This window comes from Pseudomonadales bacterium (assembly GCA_013215025.1).
Classification (GTDB): Bacteria; Pseudomonadota; Gammaproteobacteria; order Pseudomonadales; family DT-91; genus DT-91.
Map to the genome: position 1 here is coordinate 1 of JABSRR010000031.1, position 21,145 is coordinate 21,145.

Annotated in this window: 19 protein-coding genes; 4 read left to right on the forward strand and 15 right to left on the reverse strand. The window is 44.2% G+C overall.

What is annotated here, in order from left to right:
- Both glnE and HRU21_03965 read left to right on the forward strand, forming a co-directional pair.
- The coding region (gene glnE / locus HRU21_03960) for a bifunctional [glutamate--ammonia ligase]-adenylyl-L-tyrosine phosphorylase/[glutamate--ammonia-ligase] adenylyltransferase (GenBank protein NRA41446.1) at window positions 1-2,421 on the forward strand (2,421 nt) is incomplete at its 5' end.
- A gap of 250 nt (window positions 2,422-2,671) precedes the next feature.
- Window positions 2,672-3,601, forward strand: a complete 930-nt coding sequence (locus HRU21_03965) for a branched-chain amino acid transaminase (GenBank protein NRA41447.1) — start codon at window positions 2,672-2,674, stop codon at window positions 3,599-3,601.
- Window positions 3,602-3,759: 158 nt separating this feature from the next.
- Here the strand turns inward: HRU21_03965 and HRU21_03970 are convergent, their stop codons facing one another.
- The 13 genes from HRU21_03970 to dksA form a co-directional block, all read right to left on the reverse strand.
- Complete coding sequence (locus HRU21_03970; protein NRA41448.1) at window positions 3,760-4,701, reverse strand: lipid A biosynthesis lauroyl acyltransferase; 942 nt, start codon at window positions 4,699-4,701, stop codon at window positions 3,760-3,762.
- Window positions 4,702-4,705: 4 nt separating this feature from the next.
- Window positions 4,706-5,155: a TerB family tellurite resistance protein gene (locus HRU21_03975; GenBank protein ID NRA41449.1), complete on the reverse strand. Its 450-nt coding sequence runs from the start codon at window positions 5,153-5,155 to the stop codon at window positions 4,706-4,708.
- A gap of 19 nt (window positions 5,156-5,174) precedes the next feature.
- On the reverse strand, window positions 5,175-5,645 hold the full coding sequence (locus tag HRU21_03980; protein NRA41450.1) for a hypothetical protein: 471 nt from the start codon (window positions 5,643-5,645) through the stop codon (window positions 5,175-5,177).
- A 154-nt stretch (window positions 5,646-5,799) separates the two neighbouring features.
- On the reverse strand, window positions 5,800-7,086 hold the full coding sequence (nhaD, locus tag HRU21_03985; GenBank protein ID NRA41451.1) for a sodium:proton antiporter NhaD: 1,287 nt from the start codon (window positions 7,084-7,086) through the stop codon (window positions 5,800-5,802).
- Window positions 7,087-7,392: 306 nt separating this feature from the next.
- Window positions 7,393-8,253: a pantoate--beta-alanine ligase gene (locus tag HRU21_03990; protein NRA41452.1), complete on the reverse strand. Its 861-nt coding sequence runs from the start codon at window positions 8,251-8,253 to the stop codon at window positions 7,393-7,395.
- A 3-nt stretch (window positions 8,254-8,256) separates the two neighbouring features.
- Window positions 8,257-9,048, reverse strand: coding sequence for a 3-methyl-2-oxobutanoate hydroxymethyltransferase (gene panB, locus HRU21_03995; GenBank protein ID NRA41453.1), 792 nt, complete (start codon window positions 9,046-9,048; stop codon window positions 8,257-8,259).
- Window positions 9,049-9,106: 58 nt separating this feature from the next.
- Window positions 9,107-9,604 (reverse strand): 2-amino-4-hydroxy-6-hydroxymethyldihydropteridine diphosphokinase, encoded by a 498-nt coding sequence (folK, locus tag HRU21_04000; GenBank protein NRA41454.1) that lies wholly within the window; start codon window positions 9,602-9,604, stop codon window positions 9,107-9,109.
- Window positions 9,605-9,609: 5 nt separating this feature from the next.
- Window positions 9,610-10,917, reverse strand: coding sequence for a polynucleotide adenylyltransferase PcnB (pcnB, locus tag HRU21_04005; protein ID NRA41455.1), 1,308 nt, complete (start codon window positions 10,915-10,917; stop codon window positions 9,610-9,612).
- 1,006 nt (window positions 10,918-11,923) lie between these two features.
- Complete coding sequence (locus HRU21_04010; GenBank protein ID NRA41456.1) at window positions 11,924-13,273, reverse strand: sigma-54-dependent Fis family transcriptional regulator; 1,350 nt, start codon at window positions 13,271-13,273, stop codon at window positions 11,924-11,926.
- A gap of 49 nt (window positions 13,274-13,322) precedes the next feature.
- A complete protein-coding gene (locus tag HRU21_04015; GenBank protein ID NRA41457.1) occupies window positions 13,323-16,277 on the reverse strand; it encodes a GHKL domain-containing protein in 2,955 nt (984 codons plus the stop codon).
- A gap of 2 nt (window positions 16,278-16,279) precedes the next feature.
- The gene (locus tag HRU21_04020; protein NRA41458.1) at window positions 16,280-16,471 is read right to left on the reverse strand and encodes a hypothetical protein; all 192 of its coding nucleotides are present in this window, start codon (window positions 16,469-16,471) and stop codon (window positions 16,280-16,282) included.
- Window positions 16,472-16,480: 9 nt separating this feature from the next.
- Window positions 16,481-17,386: a tRNA glutamyl-Q(34) synthetase GluQRS gene (gene gluQRS / locus HRU21_04025; protein ID NRA41459.1), complete on the reverse strand. Its 906-nt coding sequence runs from the start codon at window positions 17,384-17,386 to the stop codon at window positions 16,481-16,483.
- Between the two features lie 15 nt (window positions 17,387-17,401).
- On the reverse strand, window positions 17,402-17,833 hold the full coding sequence (dksA, locus tag HRU21_04030) for an RNA polymerase-binding protein DksA (protein ID NRA41460.1): 432 nt from the start codon (window positions 17,831-17,833) through the stop codon (window positions 17,402-17,404).
- Window positions 17,834-18,084: 251 nt separating this feature from the next.
- Here dksA and HRU21_04035 point away from each other — a divergent pair, with 251 nt between their 5' ends.
- Window positions 18,085-19,242: a pyridoxal phosphate-dependent aminotransferase gene (locus tag HRU21_04035; GenBank protein ID NRA41461.1), complete on the forward strand. Its 1,158-nt coding sequence runs from the start codon at window positions 18,085-18,087 to the stop codon at window positions 19,240-19,242.
- 24 nt (window positions 19,243-19,266) lie between these two features.
- On the opposite strand, the gene HRU21_04040 is transcribed toward HRU21_04035, so the two are convergent.
- Together HRU21_04040 and HRU21_04045 are read right to left on the reverse strand one after the other, a co-directional pair.
- Complete coding sequence (locus HRU21_04040; GenBank protein ID NRA41462.1) at window positions 19,267-19,590, reverse strand: Rieske (2Fe-2S) protein; 324 nt, start codon at window positions 19,588-19,590, stop codon at window positions 19,267-19,269.
- Between the two features lie 26 nt (window positions 19,591-19,616).
- A complete protein-coding gene (locus tag HRU21_04045) occupies window positions 19,617-19,871 on the reverse strand; it encodes a TfoX/Sxy family protein (protein ID NRA41463.1) in 255 nt (84 codons plus the stop codon).
- A gap of 165 nt (window positions 19,872-20,036) precedes the next feature.
- On the opposite strand from HRU21_04045, the gene HRU21_04050 reads away from it, so the two are divergent.
- Window positions 20,037-20,756: a M15 family metallopeptidase gene (locus HRU21_04050; protein NRA41464.1), complete on the forward strand. Its 720-nt coding sequence runs from the start codon at window positions 20,037-20,039 to the stop codon at window positions 20,754-20,756.
- The last annotated feature ends 389 nt before the right edge of the window (window positions 20,757-21,145 follow it).

Below are 21,145 nucleotides of genomic sequence, written 5' to 3' on the forward strand. Positions count from 1 at the left end.
CCTCAGCAACTTATGATTTTGGCCATGGGTAAGTTAGGTGCTTATGAGTTAAATCTATCCTCAGATATTGATTTGATTTTTTGCTTCCCGGAAGCTGGGCAAACCAAGGCAGATGACAGTCAAAACAGCATCGAGAATCAGCAATTTTTTCAGAAGCTGGGGCAAAACATTATTCGCGCTATCGATAAAGTGATGCAAGATGGGTTTGTATTCCGAGTTGATATGCGATTGCGACCCTGGGGTCAGTCTGGCGCCTTAGCCTTATCCTTTGATGCTATGGAGCTCTACTACGAGCAACATGGCCGTGAGTGGGAGCGTTTCGCTATGGTCAAAGCGCGACCAATAGCCGGTGACCTGACGCAGGGTGAAGAGTTAATGGCGCGTTTGCGGCCTTTTGTGTATCGCCGCTATACCGATTTTTCTGCCATTCAGGCGCTGCGCGAAATGAAGCAGATGATTAATCGTGAAGTTCAGCGTCAAGGTAAGGCTAATGATGTCAAATTAGGCTCTGGTGGTATTCGAGAGGTCGAGTTTATTGCGCAGGCGTTCCAGTTGATACATGGGGGGCGTGATGACAATTTGCGGCAACGTTCGTTGGTAGCAGTTTTGGCATATCTTGAGACGGCAGGTTTGCTGCCTCAGGGTGCCGCTGACGATTTAACCAAAGCTTATTGGTTTTTACGCAATACTGAACATGCTATTCAAGCTATGAATGACCAGCAAAGTCAGCAGCTGCCGAGTGAGCCAGCAGAGATGACGCGGCTATTATGCTATTTGAATTTTGATCAGCTGGGGAATTTTTATAGCGCGCTGGAGTATCATCGGACAACCGTGCGGCACTATTTCGAGCAAGTGGTTGCCGAGGACAGTTTGCAAACCTCAGCAGCGGCACATGATGACTGGCGCTTAGCTTGGTTAGCCGATGAACCAAGCATTTTTACTGAGCAACTGATGGCTATGGGGCTTCAGTCGGCTTGTGTCGACTTGTTACTGGAGTTTCGCTTCTGCGATAAGCTAGCCAACCTGCAGTCAGTGTCGCGTGATCGAATGGATCGCTTTATGCCGCTAATGTTGGCTCAGTTGGTCAACAGCATTCAAGCTGATCAACAGTTCGAATGCTGCAAGTCAATGCACGCCCTGGTGCAGGCGGTTATGCGTCGTAGTGCATACTTACTGTTACTCGAAGAAAACCCTGCCGCGCTCAAACAATTAATGCACTTTGCGATTGCTAGCCCCTGGATTATGCAGCAAATGATTGCACAGCCAGTGCTATTGGAAGAATTATTGGCGCATCATAGCCTTGCGATAGTGCCTGATGTAGCTGCGCTGAAAAATGAGTTACGTCAGCATGCATTGAGGGTTGCAGTAGATGACCTTGAGGAGCAAATGCAGATGCTGCGCTATTTTAAATTAGCGCATCAGGTCCATATTGTTGCCGCTGAAGTGAATGGTAGCCTGCCGCTGATGCAGGTCAGCGATTATTTAAGCTGGCTGGCAGAAGCTATTATGGACTATGTGTTGCGTTTGGCTTTTGAGCAAATGGTAGAAAAATACGGCTACCCTCAAGTCGATGGTGTGGCTATGCAGCAGCCTACATTTGCCATTATTGCCTACGGCAAATTTGGTGGTATTGAGTTAAGCCACAGTTCAGATTTAGATTTGGTATTTATTTATGATGCAGACGATTTTGCGCAAACCGATGGTGATAAGTCACTAGATAATCGCACGTTTTTTACCCGCCTTGGGCAAAGAATTTTACATATCATGAATACTCGAACCATGCTGGGTCAGCTTTATGAGGTGGATATGCGCTTGCGTCCCTCAGGTGGCAAGGGTCTATTGGTAAGCTCGATACAGGCATTTGAGAAATATCAGCGCCAATCCGCCTGGACCTGGGAGCATCAAGCATTGGTCAGGGCGCGGGCGGTGGCTGGTGATAGCGCAATCATATCAAAGTTTAATCAAGTGCGTGCAGCAATTCTGGCTCAGCCCCGACAGTTAGCGACGCTGGCAGATGATGTGATAGCTATGCGTGAGAAAATGGCCAGTAATTTAATTCCCACTGATGTGCGTGCCGAAGATTCACAACTTTTTCATCTAAAGCACAGCCGTGGGGGGATGGTTGATATAGAATTTATGGTACAATATGGGGTCTTGGCCAGTAGTGCTGATCACCCTGAACTGCTGAAGTTTACTGATAATATTCGAATTTTACAGACCATGGCTGAGCTAAAGCTGATCAGTAATTCGGTTTGTACTCAAGTTGTTGAAGCTTATCAAGCCTTACGATCACTGGGTCATGCACAAGCGCTTCTGGCAAAGCCGTCGGTAGTTGAGTTGGCAAAAGTGGTTCAGTACCGAGACACTATCTTGGCTTTCTGGCAGCAGCTTTTTGCGCTACCTGCTGATGCAGCAAAGTAGGCTATAAAAGTAAGCAGTAAAAATAAGTAGAAAAAGTTAGCAGTACATTAAGCTTAGTAAAAAAGGCGCAGCTAAAAACCGTACTCTAAGCTTAAGTATTGCAAGCAAAATATTTTAAGAACCAGTCTTACACGATCTAAGTTGGTTTTTAGCAGCGCTTCGGATCGCACGCTAAGAGCGGGCGAAAAGAGCGCGGGCAAAGATAATGAATTTTAATAGCCTGATAAGGCTTATTTTGGAGATGTAGAACATGTCAATGGCCGATCGAGAAGGTGTGATTTGGTTTGACGGTGAGTTAGTTGACTGGAAAGATGCACGTGTGCATGTGTTAACGCATACCTTACATTATGGTATGGGTGTTTTTGAGGGTGTAAGAGCCTATGCTACTGAAAATCACGGCACCGCAATCTTTAGATTAAATGAACACACAGATCGCTTGTTTCGCAGTGCGCATATTATGCAAATGCATATGCCTTATGATAAGCAAACCTTAAATGAAGCACAAAAGCTGGTTGTTAGAGAAAATAAGCTGACAGAAGCTTACTTAAGACCGATGTGTTTTCTCGGCTCTGAAGGTATGGGCTTACGTGCGGACGGTTTAAATACACACGTCATTGTGGCGGCTTGGGACTGGCCTGCCTATATGAGTGAAGAAGCAAAAGAGCTTGGGATAAAAGTTCGCACTTCTTCTTACACGCGTCATCATGTCAATATTACCATGTGCAAAGCGAAAGCGAATGGTAACTATATCAACTCGATGCTGGCACTTCGAGAAGCCTTGGATGCCGGCTGTGATGAGGCGCTGCTGCTAGATAATGAAGGTTATGTGGCTGAGGGCAGCGGCGAGAATGTATTTATTGTTAGAAACGGTGTGATCTACACGCCTGAGCTCACATCCTGCCTTGATGGCATTACTCGCAACACTATTTTCAGCCTAGCCGAGCAGCTGGGTTATCAGGTGCTTGAAAAGCGCATTACCCGCGATGAAGTATATGTTGCCGATGAAGCGTTCTTTACCGGCACTGCTGCAGAGGTACTGCCGATCCGCGAAGTAGATGCTCGAATTATTGGTGAGGGTAAACGTGGCCCGGTCACAACGGCCTTACAGTCGCTATATTTCGATCAAGTAAAAGGCCGCGGTGCATTTAATGCCGACTGGTTAGCGCCGGTTGGCCATTAATCTCAAGCGCTAGCAATGCTGGCGCATTTTTAATTTTTTCTGCTTTTACTGATTTAGCCTAGACTGCCTCAGCGTTAATTGTCTTAGCTTTAACTATCTTAGCCTTAACTGTTTGCTGGTTACTTATTTACGGTGTTAGTTATCAGTTAAAGCGCGATTCAGCCCTTGCTTTTCTTTTTCTTTTTGATTTTTTTGGGATAAACCCTAGCTTGCTCTGGGTCTTGACGCGTTCTAAATCGTTCATGCATCCAGTTGTACTGATCAGGGAAGTCACGAATCAAGTTTTCAAAAGCTTGGTTCATTGCACAGGCATCTGCATATTCATCGTCGCCTAATTCCGTTTCAAACGGATCTATCACTTTGCCGATGTAGCGGTGTGGGCCATCTGCATATCGGAAATGTGAAAACACCAGTACTTTTGCGCCAGTCAGCCTTTGTAACTTAGTTAAGGTGGTTAATGTGGCGGCCGGACGATTAAAGAAGGGTGCAAAAACCGCGCCTTCGCGTCCGAAATCTTGATCAGGGGCATACCAAATCACATGCCCATTGCGTAAATTGCGCACCATTTGGCGCATCGCATTTTTTTCAATGAGCGCAGCAAAATGGCGCTGTCGATAGTGCTGCATTAACCATTGAATTAAGCTGCCACGCTGCGCTTTGTAGGTTATGTCTACCTTATTGCGCAAGCCCATGGTTGCGGCTGCCATTTCAATAGTGGTGTAATGCATGCCTAATAAAATGACACCACGGCCTTGAGACTGGTATTGCGTTAATAATTCCAGCCCCTCCAATTGCGTTAATGTAGCCAGACGTTTATCGGATGCCCACCAACAAAGCGCCATTTCAAAAAACGCTTTCGCCATATTAATCATGGTATTTTTAACAAGCTGCTGTTGCTGTTCAGCGGATAATTCAGGAAAACAGAGGGCAATATTGATTTCGGCAATGTTACGCCGTCGCTTTAAGCAATGAAAATTGATATGCCCAATGACAGTGGCCAGACCCATAATTACGCGGTAGGGAAGCAGGCAGAGGCATTTAAACAGTAAGATTACCAGCCATACCGGCCAATATTTTGGCTTGAAAAACTGTTTAGGCATAGTTTTACGCTTGATCGCGAGCCTGAATTTTTAGGCGAATAAAATCACTGTGATCAACGCTCAGTAACTCTGCGATATGACGAATACGGTGTTCTTCCATAGCATCTAAGACCTTGTCAGCATAAGCCATAGACCAGAGTGCTGCGAGCACTTTACAGCGACCTTGATAATCATAATGGGATGTTATGTGTTTTGTGAATTGGTAATGATCGATACTGTCTTGAATGGTTTGTTCAGCTGTTTCAATAAGCTCGAGGATAAGCTCGGGTGATATATGAAATTGATCGTGCAGTATGGTTTTTAGCAGCTGCTTTTCTGCATCTGCAAAGTCATCGTCAGCATAGGCAACTTCAGTTAATAAGGCTGCTGCAGCTAATTCGACTTCACTGAAACTGTTGCTGGCGTCGAGTTGCTCAGTGGTTTGTTCAAAAAGGGCTTTTAAAGATTTAAACATATATTAAACAATATAGAAATTAACACAAACGTTCATATTCTAAGGCAATCGCTGATAATAAGGCCGGTACCTCGTCAGTTTGATCGGCAATGTGAGCAAGTGCATCGGCGTTTTTATCATATTCGTTGACGGCGATTTGTCCTTGTTTAAGTGCAGATTCAAACATTGGCAAAATGTTTATGATTTTTTGTTTAATAATACCCTCTTCCAAGGGGTGCTTAGAGCTATCGCGGCACAGTTTATAAATATACAACACAAAGCAGTGCATCACCGCTTGCTCAGGTTTGCCAGACTGGTCAAGCTGCTCAACTGCATGTCGACTGATGCTCTTATCAATCAGGTGTTGACTATCGATACACTCCGCTAACAAGACCATCAAGCGTTGATAATCTTTGATATTGAGATTGGCGGCTTTGTCTGGACCAAACATTTCGACGGCATAGCTTAAATAACTTCGAAGCAGGGTATTGAGTTGAGCAGTAAATGACATGATGCGGCGAACTCTTAAAATAAAGGGTTTTTAGTTTAGACAGTAAGTTTAGCTGAATAGACAATACGATCAAAGCGTTCTGCTTGCTCACACTTTATCATCGCTGCTTATCTTTAGTCAGATAATGACAGAGCGCTCTGAGACCAAGAAACAATTAATGCAGATTGGCGTTAATCCAGTAATGGCAAACAATACTGGCGGCATAGCCCAATGCTATCACGGGCGTCCATTTTAAATGAGCAAAAAACGTGTATTGACCCTTGGCTTGCCCCATGAGCGCAACGCCTGCTGCTGAGCCAACAGAGAGTAAGCTGCCGCCGACACCTGCGGTTAAGGTCACCAACAACCAATGAAACTGCGACATCTCAGGCTGCATGGTAAGCACGGCAAACATTACCGGTATATTGTCTACAATCGCAGATATAATGCCGACTAAAATATTGGCTACGGCAGGGCCAAGATCACCGTAGATATAGCTGGATGCGAGACTAAGATAACCGATGAAGGCTAATCCACCGACAGACATGATGACGCCATAGAAAAAAAACAGCGTGTCCCACTCGGCTTTCGCCACGCGGTCAAACACATCAAAGCGGCCATTATTCGCAGAGCCTGGCGGTGCCATAACATTATCAAACGGTACACGGCGGCTCATACGAAGGTAGAAGCCAAAAAACTTAAGTAATGCAAGGCCAGTCATCATGCCAAACACGGGTGGAATATGCAGCAGGGTATGGAAACTGATCGCAAGCACGATGGTGGTTAAGAATAAAATAATGATATGAATGCCGCCGTAACGCAGCGGGCTCATTGATTCAGCTTTTGGCGCCGGCAATTCGGTGCTGATGTAAAACTGCATAATCGCAGCGGGCACGATAAAATTCACAATTGATGGTACAAATAAATGAAAAAAATCAAAAAATGGCATGATGCCTTTCTGCCAAACCATCAGCGTCGTAATATCACCAAATGGGCTGAACGCACCACCGGCATTGGCTGCAACAACAATATTGATGCAGGATAAAGATACAAACTCGGGTTTGTTTTCACCAACCGCTAAAATGACAGCACACATAATTAATGCAGTCGTTAGGTTATCGGCAATGGGTGAAATGATGAAAGCTAAAATACCGGTTACCCAAAACAGTTGCCGGTAGCTTAACCGCATATCAATCAGTTTATCTCGCAAGGCATCGAAGACGCCGCGTTCAACCATGGCGTTGATGTAAGTCATGGCAACTAATAAAAAGAAAAATAGCTCAACGTACTCGAGAAAGTTATGGCGAATTGCCTCTTCAACGGTGTGATCAAAACCGTTCTGATGATAAATCCAGGCGATTAGTGCCCAGATAATGCCAGCAGATAGCATAACGGGTTTTGATTTGCGCATATGGATTTTTTCTTCCAGGATCACCAAAACATAAGCGATAAAAAAAATCATAATTGCGCTGTATCCAACCCAGTGCTGAGTGAGGTTAAGCTCAGCGCCAGTTGCTGCCCAGGCTGAGCTAGGCGCAAGTATGCACAGTAAAAAGAGAGGTAAAAAATGTAACACGGGTAGCCTTAGGAGAAGATCAGAATTAGGTCTTATTATAGACCCGATGATTTGAACAAGCTGCCTAATTTAAGCCTGAAATATATTTGATATCCAAAGCTGAGAAGTTTGTCTTTTTATTAACAGTAGACATGATTATTAATATGTTTGTTTATTGCTGCAGTTAAGCTAAATCTAGCTATTAAAGCCAATCTAGCGGTCAAAGCAAATATTGTCGATAAGTCGGGTGTTTCCAAGATAGGCGGCCAATAATACTACTATGGATTGAGTCTCTGGACGCAAGGGCTGCAAAGAGATTGCGTCAACGATGTTTAAATAATCGACCATAAAACCCGCCGCTTGTAATTGCTCACAGGACTCTGTTCGCAGCTGCTCTAGCGCCGATGGCGTGAGCTCGTGAGTAGTTTGTAGAGACTGCTGGCAGGCTTTTAAAGTTTGGTAAATTAGCGGCGCAGTCGCACGCTGCTGCGCGTCTAAATACTGATTGCGAGAGCTAAGTGCTAGGCCATCATCGGCACGAGTTGTAGGTACACTTACTATATGCGTTGGCATACATAAGTCGTTGACCATTTTTTTAATGATCGCCAATTGCTGGAAGTCTTTCTCACCAAAAACGGCAATATCGGCTTGTACAATATTCAATAACTTATTAACTATGGTGGTTACGCCATCAAAGTGTCCAGGCCTTGTTGCGCCACAGTGAAAATCACCTAGCTTGGGCACGGTGACTTTGCTGTGTGCCGCTAAACCTTCTGGGTAGATGACTGCTGTATCCGGTGTGAAAAGCGCATCAACCCCAAGCGCCTCAAGCTTTGCTTGATCGTCTGCTAAGGTGCGTGGGTATTTGTCAAGATCTTCATTAGCGCCAAACTGCAGTGGGTTAACATAAATGCTCACAACCACGAAGTCGCACTGCGCTTTGGCAACATTCACTAAGTTTAAGTGGCCTTGGTGTAAATTACCCATGGTTGGCACAAAGCCGATGCCTTGTTGCTGGTCTCTAGCCTCTTTAATAATGCTTTGCAGGGCAGCAATTGACTGAACGGTGTGCATGATTTAACGAAAACAGTGTTCAGCGGCTGGAAATGATTGCTCAACCACTGCTTGATGATATGCGGCAATAGCTGCTTGAATAGAGTCAGCATCTTGCATAAAGTTTTTGACAAATTTTGCCGGTTGGGTGTTCAGGCCCAATAAGTCATGCAAAACCAATACTTGGCCCGTTGTATATTTGCCTGCACCGATGCCGATCGTGGGCACAGATACCGCTTGATCAACTCGTGCGGCAACCTCTTCAGGTACACATTCCAATAAAATAACCTGCGCACCGGCTTGTTCTAGGGCGATAGCATCGTCAATCAAATGTTGAGCCTGAGCTTCGCCACGACCCTGCACCTTATAGCCACCAAGTATATTCACAGTTTGCGGGGTTAAGCCAATATGCGCGCACACGGGAACGCCAGCGGCGACAAGCGTACTTATGGTTGCAGCTAGATGTTGGCCACCTTCCATTTTGATCATATGGCCGCCAGACTGCATCAATTGGCGCGCATGTTTGACGGCATCTTCCGTGCTGGTATAGGACATAAACGGCATGTCAGCGATTATCAAGCAATGTGAATTGCCAGCTGCAACGCAGGCGGTGTGGTAAGCCATATCCTCAATACTGACGCTAACCGTAGTTTCTTTACCTTGCAGCACCATACCTAATGAATCACCGACCAAGATGATATCAACGCCTGCTTGATTAATGGCGCGTGCAAAAATTGCATCATAGGCAGCAACCATGCTGAATTTTTGCTGTTCTATCTTCTTTTGTAACAACGTTGCTACTGTCACTGGCTTCATAGCAGTATGCCTTTGATGATAAGCGAGAGTTGATATTTAGTGCCGCAAGCTTAATGAATTAAAGCTGAATGTTCAATTTTTTCAGGTCTTGCCAGTCTAAACGATCTGCCAGTGTCGAAAGTGCTTGGCCATCTGGCATTGATAAGTTGGGGGCAATTTCAAGTAACGGCATGATCACAAAGTTACGCAAATGCATTCTGGGGTGNGGTAGGCTGAGTCTTGGTTGATCACAACAGAGCTGGTCAAATAGCAAAATATCCAGATCTAAGGTACGTGCTGCATTTTTAACGCTGCGCGTTCTGCCTTGAGACGTTTCGATAGCTTGCAGTGCTGTTAATAATGCATCNGCCTGTAATTCAGTTGTCAGTTGACATACCCCATTAATATAGTCGGGTTGCTCGCCAGGGCCAATCGCCTTAGAGGCATATAAAGATGAAACGCTTAGTGACGTACCTTTAACTGCCAGCGCAGCTAGCGCTGTTAAAGCGTGTCGAATTTGCTGTTCAGGTGACGATAAATTGCTACCGAAGGCAATATAGGCGGTATGCGCTGGCATAGAGTTTATCGAGAGGTGCTGGGGTGGCGCGAGGAGCGCTTGCGCGGTCGGCGTGTTTTTGAATTTGTCTCATCCAGCATTGCTTCGCGTTGCGAGGTGGAATGCTGTTGAAAGTCGGTCCACCACTGGCCAAATTCTGCAGGGCATTCTCCGCTCTCCTCGCGCAGCAGTAAGAAGTCGTATGCAGCACGAAAACGAGGGTGTTCAAAAGTGCGAAAAGGTCGTTTGCCCTGAATACGCTGCAGCGAAAATTGCAGCGCCCAGATCTCACGCATGGTTGTGCTAAATCGCTTTGGGATGGCGGCAATATAGTTCTGTTCCTGAATACATTGCTGGGCGGCTTCATGCATTGCAGGAATCGGCGCAGTGCCGTATAGACGTTGAATCTCGCGCTGCAAATACTGTAGCTTAGGCCAAAGAAATATCGCCCACAAAAAGGCTGGGGTAATACTTTTGCCTTGTTGAATGCGGCGGTCAGTATTACGAAGCGCTAAGGATATTAATTTCTTCTGTGCGGGATCAGTTGCATAGCGATCAAAGTCAGCGATTAAGAATTGACTCAGTTGATAGTGCTCTAACTGATCAAAGCTTGCTTCGGCATGTCCTTGAAAAAAGAGCTTCAGTGTTTCGTCAAATAGTCGTGCGGCTGGGATTGCAGAGAGTAAATGCGCATGAGGCGCAATGGCTTGATCGGTAGAAGTTTCAATCTTAAATCCAAGTTTTGCTGCAAATCTGACTGCTCTTAGCATGCGAACTGGGTCTTCAGTGAAACGTATGGCTGGCTCGCCAATCATGCAAATCTGGCGCGCCTGAATATCACTTACCGAATCGCAAAAATCAAACACCTGATTACTATCATCATCATAGTAAAGAGCGTTGCAGCTAAAATCGCGGCGCATGGCATCTTCTTCAATGCTGCCGAACACATTATCTCTGAGTAAAACACCACTGGCGTTGGCAGCTGAATGTTGGTTGGACTTTGGGTTTGCGGTTGCCGCCTGATGGTCACCTCTAAAGGTGGTGAGTTCGATAATTTCGCGACCAAATCTCACGTGAACAATTTGAAAGCGTCTACCGATAATGCGTGCTTGACGTCGAAACAGTTGTTTACACTGTTCCGGTGTTGCATTTGTGGCAATGTCAAAGTCCTTGGGTTTGATACCCAGGTATAAATCCCTTAAGGCGCCACCAACGAGGTATGCACTAAAACCGGCTTCGCGAAGTTTGCGCATAACACTGATGGCGTTAATGCTGATATTGTCGGGTGTGATGGGGTGCTCGGATGCCGAAAAAGTGCGTGCCGTGTTGATCACAATGCTCTCTTTTAGATTGACCAATCAATGGAGTATTAAAAGCTAAATGCTATCAACACTGGAAGCTGAATGATAGTGCTGATTGCTTATCATCGCTGATGGTAGATCCAGAGTGATCGGTGAAATATAACTGTATAAGTGAGTATTATTTAGTGACTACTATAAGTTGCTTGGTTAAGGCTGGCCTAAGTAAGGATGTAATAAGGCTGCGCTAGGGCTGGTTAAAACTGTAATTAGAAAATTGGGAAGTTTCACCTTCCCCCCCAGTTTTACTACTGCTTTCTTATTATAATTATTGAATATTATTTTTATTCTGAGCCAGCATAAGCTATTAACGTGCCATTTTTTTAATTCTCTTTATTTTCAATAGTTTAAAGGTTTTCATTTCGGCTGTGGTGATAATCAAGTGTTCTGCGTGTTACAAAAAGTAGCGAAGCTAGGTGGCGGTGTTACCTTGCCTTAGAAGCTGTGAATGTTTTAAAAAAGATGGTGCCGATTTAATGAAAACAGAAAAAATGTAGCTAAATTGCCATCGATAAAGTCTTCATTAGGGTGAGTCTGGCACATCAGTTGATGACGACCGATTTCTAATTTTAAAATCAAGCTTTGAAACCCTAAATAATAGATATGCTCAATAAAAGTAATTGTAATGAGGCAGATTTTTAAGAAAATGAGGGGAGTAAATAAGCAAAAGGGAGACAGTGTCTCCCCATTCCAAGCCGTTATTGTTGTTTAACAGAGTTTATTATTTTTATTATTTGTGCAGGTGATTATTATTATTGTTACATTTTTTATTGTTATTGTTTTGACCTACACCAGTGATAATGCACTCAGTGTGCCAAAAATTAAAAAAACAATAAAATCAATGTCTTACAATTTTATTCGATAAATTATGACGTTGGATGAAATATATGTGTTACTTAGTTCTACAAATTTGTAACAAATCTGTGTTGAAAGGTAACGGAGAATTATTATAGAAATCGTGGGTATTATCTTACACAACACGCTAGCTGTTTTTTCGCGGTATGCCGAGCCGTTTTCTGCGCTCCCACAGACTTTTTCGGCTAATGCCAAGTTTTTTCGCGATTTCTGTTTCGCTCATTTGATCTTGGTTCTCTAAGATAAAGCGCTGTGCGTATTCTTCCATGGACATTGCGCCCATATCCTGATTTTGCGTAGGCTTCTCGCTGCTGTCGGACTCTACATCAACCAGTTCAATATCAATCAATAAGTCTTGATCGGAGATCTCCGGTTTATGCGACAAAATAACTGAGCGTTCAATAACATTTTCTAATTCGCGAATATTGCCTGGCCACTGATAAGCATATATGGCTTGCACTGCCTTGGCGGAGAGAGAAAGATCAGCTTTTTGGTATTTTTCGCCCAGCTGTTTGAGAAAGTGTTCAGCAATGAGGCTTAAATCTTTACCACGCTGACGCAGTGGCGGTAATTTTAGCGGCAACACATTAAGTCTAAAATAAAGATCTTGCCTAAACTCACCACTGTCGCTGAGCTTTTTAAGATCACGATGGGTTGCAGCAATCACTCTAACATTCACAGTGGAAGTATGAGTTGAGCCAATACGGCGTATCTCACCCTCCTGCAGGAAACGTAATAGTCTAGCTTGCGCTTCGAGCGGCAACTCGCCAATTTCATCCAAGAACAATGTCCCGCCATCGGCAGCCTCAATGAGACCTTCACGGTCTGTGTTGGCGCCAGTAAATGCACCTTTAGCATAGCCGAACAGCTCTGATTCAATCAAAGTGTCAGGAATAGCTGCACAGTTAACCGAGATAAGCTTACCGTTTTGCCGTAAGCTGCGATCGTGAACCGCTTTTGCCACCAACTCTTTACCAGTCCCGGTTTCGCCTTGGATAAGAATATTACAATCGGTTGGTGCGGATTTTTCGATGTGGGTAAACACATCACGCATTTCATCACAGGCACCAATAATGCCAAATCTTGTAAATTTAGAATTTGAAGTCTGTTGCTTGTCGCGCTGTTGATGTCTGGCTTGTTCGGTAATGCGTGCTACGGTTTGCAACATTTGCTCATGATCAAATGGTTTAGCAATATAGTCGACGGCACCTTGGCGCATTGTGTCTACGGCAGAGCGTAAACTGGCATAGCTAGTCATAATTAATACCGGTGTTGCGCCGGCGAGGGTGATCATCTCTGTGCCAGCTGCGCCCGGCAAGCGTAGGTCAGAAATAATCAGGTCGAAGCTTTCCAGCGGCTTTGATTTTGCCTCATCGACGGAGGCTGCCTCATCAACGTGGTAGTCGTTTTTTTCAAGCAAGCGTTTTAAGGCCTGTCGAATTACGCTTTCATCTTCAACCAGTAAAATTTTTATCATGTGCTCAGTATAATTTTTTCGCAGTGACAAAGCAGTTGTGATTTTTCAATTACAGCAAACCCGTATTGAGCGGTAGCTGGACTTTAAAAATACAGCCTGTTTGCTGATCATTAATTGGGCTTATCAATTCGATTTGTCCCTGATGATCTTCAATGATGTTGTAGACGATTGCAAGGCCCAATCCTGTACCTTCATCAGAATGTTTGGTGGTGAAAAACGGCTCAAAAATGGTATTTTGTAAATTTTCTTCAATTCCCGGTCCAAAGTCTTTGATTTCAATACTGAGGTACTCGCTGAACTCCCGGCAGGAAATAAACACAATGACTCTGTTGCTGTCATTATTTTCCATGAGATGGTTCGCCTGTAAGGCGTTTTCTATCAAGTTGATAAATATCTGAAACAAACCCTGCTTGTTAGCTACAATTTCCAGCTGTTGTGGGATGGTATTTTCGACTTTTTGAAAAATATCTTTTTCTTTCAGTGCTAGTAGCTCTAGTGCCGCCTGCGCAGTTTGGTAAAGATTGACTGGTTCAAAAAACAAGGTGTCTTTATGGTTGCCTGCGTGTGAGAAACTGACCAGCGACTGTACAATCTTACTGACCCTGTCGGTTTGTTCTAATATATCTCTTGCGCTAGCGTCTACCTCAGGATTATCACTGTCGTATTTAAGGTTTTGCGCCAAACAGGCAATGCCGGTAATTGGGTTGCCAATCTCATGTGCAACGCCAGCTGCTAAGCGACCAATAGTGGCTAATCGATCATGATGTTGCCAATCATTTTCGAGTTTTGCCAGTGAGCTGACATCTTCAACCAATATGGTGGTATTACCCTCTACGGTGTGTGATTCTTGGTTACCCTTGTGTAAGTTAAGCCAGAATACCTGCTCGCCAAAACTGATTTCTTGCTTGTAGAGCTGCTGCTCTTCACTAGCGATAAAGTTTTCAAACAAGCTAAGCCACGGTTCTGGTAAGCGTTCTAAACTATTGCCTATAGCTTTATTAGCATGTACTTCGGTTAATTCGCTCAATGCGGCGTTCCAAATGGTAATCTCTCTGTCTGCGGATAAAGAGCAAACACCAATTGGCAGGTATTCTATGGTTTGTTGATGCTGTCGACGCATTTTATCTAATTCACCGGCCAGGCCTGATAAATTATTCTTTGCTTGTTCTAGTCTGTACTCCGTGATTTGCTGGTCTTCCAAGGTGGAATCTGAACTCTCAGCATAGGGTAGGTGGCTGGCCACTACTCGTCGTGCAATGGTCGGCCCGTAGATACCTGAGAAGTTAGATTCGAGTTGGCGACGCAGTAATCTCAGTGCAAACGGCCTTTTTTCCTCGCGTTGCATATTTAATTCTTTCAGCGCAATAGCGATTGCATATTCTGCGTTTGATCGACCAAACTCTCTACTTAAATTGTGGATAATATCGTCAATGTTTTCGACTAAGAGTTTGCGCTTAAGCGGTCTGCCAATATCATTTTGCGAGCAAATTTTAGCTATATAACCTTGCTCTTCTGTGGTTTTGCTAAGGATCGAAACAAAGCCAAAAGTCAGCATATTTACCCCTAAGCAGCTGACAGCCGCTAACAGCCAATAACTATCTGGTTCAAGCGCAAACAGGGAAAGTAAGGTAGGTAACAGGCCTAATGCATCTTCAGACAATAATGGCAGCACAATACTGATAAACCAGCAGCTTAGACCTGCTGCTAAACTTGCCAGAAAGCCTGTGCGGTTAGCTCTTGGCCAATACATCACAGCTAGAATGCTGGGTAAAAATTGCAATAGCGCAGTATAGGAAGCTAGGCCAAATCGGTTGAGTGTTGAGAGATCTTGGCTCAGGCTGGCCATCAGCATGACAACTAACAAGATAAATACAATGGTTGCACCTTGCAGTGGTAGCATATTATCAACTAAACGATAATGCTTAGACTTTAGAAATACCGGTAAAACTAAATGACTGCTCATCATGCCGGATAGCGCAATACACATGGTAGACATAGACATGGTTACCGCAATTACTGCGGCGGTAAAAGCCAGATAACTGAGTAGCGGAGTATCTAATAAATAACCAATAATTATTGGAATATACTGACCGCTAACATCAATTGCTAAGTATTCTTTTGCCCATACAAATGGTAATACAGGCAGGCTAAGTACCATTAAATAGAGCGGGAATAGCCAGCTAGCTTGTTTAATGGCTGCCGGTGTTGCGCGTTCACTGAAAGTAAGTAAAAACATATGCGGCATCGCTAGTGCGGCACAAAAGAATACCAGCATTAAGCTGCGGATATGATTGGACTGTAGGGTTTGATTGAGCTGCAGCAATTTTTCTGGTTGAGCATTGAGCCAGATTTCGAGCGCCCCAGGAGAGCCAAACACTTGTATCAAAGTGTAGGTGCCGACAGTGATAATCAGGATAAGTTTAACAATAGAAAATATCGCGTTAACAAATACTAAGCCTTGATTTTGTTTTTTGAAATTGGTTTGTGTCTTTAGGTTGAATACGGTTATACATGCAATGCCGAGTAATAAAGTTAAAACCGCTAAATGTCGCGTGTAGGCGGGAATGTATTCTTTAAAAATAATTAATTCGCTGAGTTGACCAATCAGTAGTACCTGAATGACCATTAGCGGCAATATGCCAAACAGAGAGCCAATGCTGGCAATAATGCCGGCAAATTGGCTGTTATAGCGAAAGCTTAATAAGTCCGCTAGCGAATGCAGGTGATAGGTTTGAGTCAGCTGGATCAGTGGCTTCAGCAGCAGCGGCGCAAATAGAAATAGTGCTGAAGTGCCGAAAAAATATGACATGAATAAGTAGCCGCTATCTTCTGCTGTATCGATCGAGCCAAATAGCGCCCAGGCGCCAACATAACCGCCAAGCGAAAAAGAATAAACCCAAGGTTTTTGTGTTAGGTTATCAGAGAATTTGGCATTTTCAGCTAAAAAGTAAATGCCGCCAGCAATAAGCGCAATCACCGCAATGATGATTAATGGGGTAAGCATTCTCAGTAATCTCTTGGCTGCTTAGGTTTGTTTTCGGTACGCCACTGATTTAAAAATACAATTAATATGATTAAACCCCAGGCAACATAAGGTCGATACCATGCAGCCTGATTGTTGCTTACCCATTGCTCAATCGCTGGCGAGAAAATAAACATGACTAAAATTAACAAAATAATGCTGCGCGGGATCAACATAATGTCTACCTAAAGGCGAAGTGCTTGCGTATGCGGTATATTGTGCGCATCAAACCGCTCGATAGCAAATGCTATCAGGCTTGGAATATCCCTGTCTGCTGTCGCAGGGGGTATAGCTTGACCCAGTAGCTGCAATACCTTAATCAAATTGTCATACGCGAGACCGTTGTCAATGGCTGGTGCATGGTTCTGCTTGCTGAGCTTATTGCCTTTGGCATCAACAATGATCGGTAAATGAAGATAGTTAGGTAGAGGCTGATCTGCAGCAGCTAGTTCGCTATACAAGGCTAGCTGTTTTGCGGTGCTAGAGATAAGATCAATTCCCCTCACCACATCACTAATGCCGGTGGCAATATCGTCGACAACGACGGCTAATTGATAGGCCCATAAACCGTCTTTGCGCTTGATAATAAAGTCGTGATAACTATTGCTTGTCTCAGCAGCTTGCTGACCCTGCAGTTGATCAAAAAAACTGGGCAGTTGGTTTGGCGCTAAAAACCGGATTGCTGCTGCATCTTGCGGGCTAGGCTGATGTTTTAGGCAATGTCGGTCGTAGCCGTTATTAAGCTGTTTAAGCCTTTGGCGATTACAGTTACAGCGGTAGGCTTTTTGCCTATCGAACAGCTGGTCAAGTGCTGCCTGATAATGTGAAGATTGGCGAGACTGGTAAACAACCTCGCCATCCCAGCGTAAGCCATGTGCCAGCAAGCTTTGTATGATCTGTTCAGTGGCGCCTTGTTGTTCGCGAGGCGGATCTATGTCTTCAATTCTTAGCTGCCAGTTGCCGTTATGTGACTTACTGATAAGAAAGCTGGCGACGGCGGTCAGTAAAGAGCCAAAATGCAGAGGGCCGGAAGGGCTGGGAGCGAATCTGCCTGAATACAGTGCTTGTGATAAAGGGCTTGAAGCAGGCAAGGGTTAGGCGCGGTATTAGCCGCGCTCTTGTTTTTCTTTGATTTCAGCTAAAGTTTTGCAGTCAATACATAGGTCTGCAGTTGGCCGCGCTTCAAGACGTTTGATGCCGATTTCTACACCGCAGGCATCACACCAGCCGTAGTCACCTTGTTCAATCTTTTCTAGTGTTTTTTCAATTTTCTTAATCAGCTTACGCTCACGATCACGAGTGCGAAGCTCTAAGCTAAATTCTTCTTCTTGGGTAGCACGATCAGCGGGGTCAGGAAAGTTTGCCGCTTCATCTTTCATATGCGTAACGGTACGGTCAACTTCACCGCGTAACTCATCACGCCATGCATTTAAAATCTGTTTGAAATGGTCCAGCTGTTTATCCGACATATACTCCTCACCTTTTTTAGGTTTGTAAGGTGTGAAGTTTTTGAACTGGTTATCTTTTTTTGTTGGCATTCATCAATCTCAATTAAATACAATAAATCTGGCGCGCTCTGAGATACGCTTAAGCATGCGATTGTGCTTAAAACCAAACAAGTAAATGCACAAGAATGCTGTAATTTGCTCGTCCCGATCTGTGAGACAAGGGCGAAATTGTAGAACGAAATCAGTAAAAGTCAAAGCTTTTGATCATATCCCTTGCCACTAAGCACTGATACAATAAACGATTATGTCCAGCTGGCAGAAAATTATAGGTTGTTGTTTTCATGTTGAAATTTGCACAAAGAGTTGAAGAAATTGAGCCGTTTCGTGTGGTTGAGGTGCTGGCAGAAGCAAAAGCCATGGCTGCGCGCGGTATTGACGTTGTGCATATGGAGGCTGGCGAGCCAGATTTTGCCACCGCGCAGCCAATCATTGATGCGGCTAAACTTGCCCTTGACCAAGGCGCAACGTATTACACTGCAGCGACCGGCATCGAGCCGTTACGCATCAAATTAGCTGAGCTATATGCTGAGCGGCATAAGGTAAATATTGATCCACGTCGAATTATCATCACCCCTGGCGCCTCCGGTGCCTTGTTATTGGTAGCTTCATTATTGGTTAATCCTGGCGATGGTATCTTGCTGGCTGACCCTGGCTATCCCTGTAATCGACATTTTCTCCGCCTAGTTGAGGGTAGGGCGCAGTTAGTGCCGGTATCGGCTGCTGAACGATACCAATTAAATGCAAACAACGTGGCCAAACACTGGCAGCCGAATACTATCGGTGCAATGGTGGCATCGCCGGCCAACCCTACCGGCGAAGTGATTCGTAAACCAGAGTTAGCGGCGCTATATGCTGCGGTGCAAGAGCGCTCAGGGCATTTGATCGTGGATGAGATTTATCACGGCTTAACTTTTGAACAGCCTGCAAGCTCAATTTTAGAAATCACGCAAGATGCTTTCGTGATCAACAGCTTTTCCAAATACTTTGGCATGACCGGCTGGCGATTAGGGTGGTTGGTTGCCCCAGATGCTGCAGTTGAACCGCTCGAACGCCTAGCGCAAAATCTATTTATCTCGATGTCTACCATGGCGCAGTATGGTGCGCTTGCAGGTTTTGAGCCTGAAACAAAGGCAGTGCTAGAACAACGCAAAGAGATTTTTAAGTCTCGACGAGACTTTTTGTTACCCGCTTTACAGTCTATAGGTTTTGACATTCCGTCCACGCCGGAGGGAGCATTTTATATATATGCCAATATTGAAAAATTTGGTATGGATAGCATGACATTTTGTCAAAAAATGTTACGAGAGCATGCGGTAGCTATTACGCCAGGGGCAGACTTTGGTCAGTATCAGTCAGATAAACATGTGCGCTTTGCCTATACCACATCGATGGACCAGCTTAAAAAAGGTATAGATAGATTAAAGTTAGCGCTTAGCTAAGCTTTAAAGAGGACGGTTTGAATTTTAAAGCGTAGCGAGAATAAAGCCTTCGGCGTTAATAACGATTTTTAGTGGCTGTAAAAATTTTCCTAAGCATGGGCCAGCAACGCATTTTCCATTCTCGATTAAAAACAAGGCACCATGAGTGGAGCATTGAATCAAGCTGGCTTGATGATCTAAAAAATCATCTTCCTGCCATTCAAGCTCAATACCTAAGTGTGGGCATTGATTTTTATAAGCATACAGCTGTTGGTTTTTACGCACCAAAAACACACTGCCTAAATCCGCTGTTGAAAAACCTCGCGACTCTCCCTCATTAATCTCACTCTGGTGGCACAGTATTGTCATAGGCGATAAGATTTTAAAGCGAAGAGTTAGTGCTTAATGCCGGCCTGTTGGCAAAGTTGGTTTTTTTCATCAGTCGTAAGGTCGTTCCAGTGTTTATTAAGCAAAGCACCATGTAAAGCATAAAGTAGAACTTTTGAGGTTTTTATGCCGCGCTGGTTTATCCGTAGATAGGCCTCAACGGCGCCGATTTCAGCTAGCTGCTCGGCATTGTTAATGCCAACAGTTTGCAGCCATAAAGCAGAGGTTCGCCCAATATTTGTTAGGCATAACAAGTCATCCATAAACACTCGACCAATTGTTATTGTTATTATTGAATATGCTTGATATCGGATTATCCTAACTAAGTCAAACCTTTGTGGTATGGTAGAGCCTATTTTCAACGTCAATGGTTAATGGTTGTTCCGCTGACGAAAGTTTCACGCTTGCGCTGCAAAAAGGGCGTTTATATGAAAGCATTGACCGAGCTGGAACAGCAGGCATTCGGTTTTTCACAATCTGCGTTGATCGATTACCAAGAGTCAGGATGTCATTTTCAGCTGCACCAGGCTGTTTTGGATGATTATCTTTCTTTACAGCAAGAGCTCGAGAAACTTGGCTTTAATTTACGCTTGGTAAGCGCCTACCGCAGCTATCATCGTCAATTAGACATCATTCGTGCAAAAGCGACAGGTCGAAGACCCGTTTTAAACGAGCTCTCGCAAATCCTTGATATTGAGCAGCTCAGTGATGAGACATTATTGCAATACATTATGCGATGGTCGGCCTTACCTGGCCTGTCTCGTCATCATTTTGGCAGTGATATCGATGTTTTTGATGGCGCACAAATGCGCAAAGACCAAGTTCAACTAGTACCGTCTGAAGTTGAGCAAGGCGGCCCTTGTGAGGCAATGCATAATGCGCTTGATCACATGATTGAGAGTAATAATAGCTTTGGCTTTTTTCGACCCTATGCTTTCGACAGTGGTGCTATTTCTCCTGAGCGGTGGCACCTAAGCCATGCTTCAACTGCAAAACAATATGAGCAGTGTATCAATTCAAAAACGGTGTTAGCGTTATGGAAAGATTCAAATTTACCGTTATTGTCAGAAATAGAACCTCGAATCGACGACATCCTCGATCGTTATGTAAAGATTCAGCGTGACAACTTACCCAATTGGCTGTGTTAGTGAGTTGATTTTTGTAAGACATTTCTCAAATTTTGCGATTTATGCGCCTTTTTAAGCCTAAATTCGGCAAAATCACTTAAAAAATTCGTTTTTTAGCGCTTAAAAGTTGATTGTGGCAAAGAGTAAATTATACTTTCAACGGTTTAGTATTAATGTTAGCTCGTAACAGAAGGTTGGTGTCACTGTTAGAGCTTAATTTTTCTAAATATTAAAATTATAAACTTTCAGTGGGGTGAGACCTTGAGTGTTAAATTAATTGATAATGATGCCTTTTATGGCTATCGCGTTCGTCGAACAGTAGATGGTAAACTTTTCCAAGAGTATTTGTCTTTGAAAAAAGATGGCAAGCGAATGGGCCCTAAACTTCGTAAAGAAGTGCTCAAAACCGC

Excerpts from the sequence above, each read along its gene's own strand:
- HRU21_03965 (NRA41447.1), top strand. The coding sequence starts at position 2,672 with ATGTCAATGGCCGATCGAGAAGGTGTGATTTGGTTTGACGGTGAGTTA.
- HRU21_03970 (NRA41448.1), bottom strand. The coding sequence starts at position 4,701 with ATGCCTAAACAGTTTTTCAAGCCAAAATATTGGCCGGTATGGCTGGTA.
- HRU21_03975 (NRA41449.1), bottom strand. The coding sequence starts at position 5,155 with ATGTTTAAATCTTTAAAAGCCCTTTTTGAACAAACCACTGAGCAACTC.
- HRU21_03980 (NRA41450.1), bottom strand. The coding sequence starts at position 5,645 with ATGTCATTTACTGCTCAACTCAATACCCTGCTTCGAAGTTATTTAAGC.
- nhaD (NRA41451.1), bottom strand. The coding sequence starts at position 7,086 with ATGATTTTTTTTATCGCTTATGTTTTGGTGATCCTGGAAGAAAAAATC.
- HRU21_03990 (NRA41452.1), bottom strand. The coding sequence starts at position 8,253 with ATGCACACCGTTCAGTCAATTGCTGCCCTGCAAAGCATTATTAAAGAG.
- panB (NRA41453.1), bottom strand. The coding sequence starts at position 9,048 with ATGAAGCCAGTGACAGTAGCAACGTTGTTACAAAAGAAGATAGAACAG.
- HRU21_04010 (NRA41456.1), bottom strand. The coding sequence starts at position 13,273 with ATGATAAAAATTTTACTGGTTGAAGATGAAAGCGTAATTCGACAGGCC.
- HRU21_04015 (NRA41457.1), bottom strand. The coding sequence starts at position 16,277 with ATGCTTACCCCATTAATCATCATTGCGGTGATTGCGCTTATTGCTGGC.
- HRU21_04020 (NRA41458.1), bottom strand. The coding sequence starts at position 16,471 with ATGTTGATCCCGCGCAGCATTATTTTGTTAATTTTAGTCATGTTTATT.
- dksA (NRA41460.1), bottom strand. The coding sequence starts at position 17,833 with ATGCCAACAAAAAAAGATAACCAGTTCAAAAACTTCACACCTTACAAA.
- HRU21_04035 (NRA41461.1), top strand. The coding sequence starts at position 18,085 with ATGTTGAAATTTGCACAAAGAGTTGAAGAAATTGAGCCGTTTCGTGTG.
- HRU21_04040 (NRA41462.1), bottom strand. The coding sequence starts at position 19,590 with ATGACAATACTGTGCCACCAGAGTGAGATTAATGAGGGAGAGTCGCGA.
- HRU21_04045 (NRA41463.1), bottom strand. The coding sequence starts at position 19,871 with ATGGATGACTTGTTATGCCTAACAAATATTGGGCGAACCTCTGCTTTA.
- HRU21_04050 (NRA41464.1), top strand. The coding sequence starts at position 20,037 with ATGAAAGCATTGACCGAGCTGGAACAGCAGGCATTCGGTTTTTCACAA.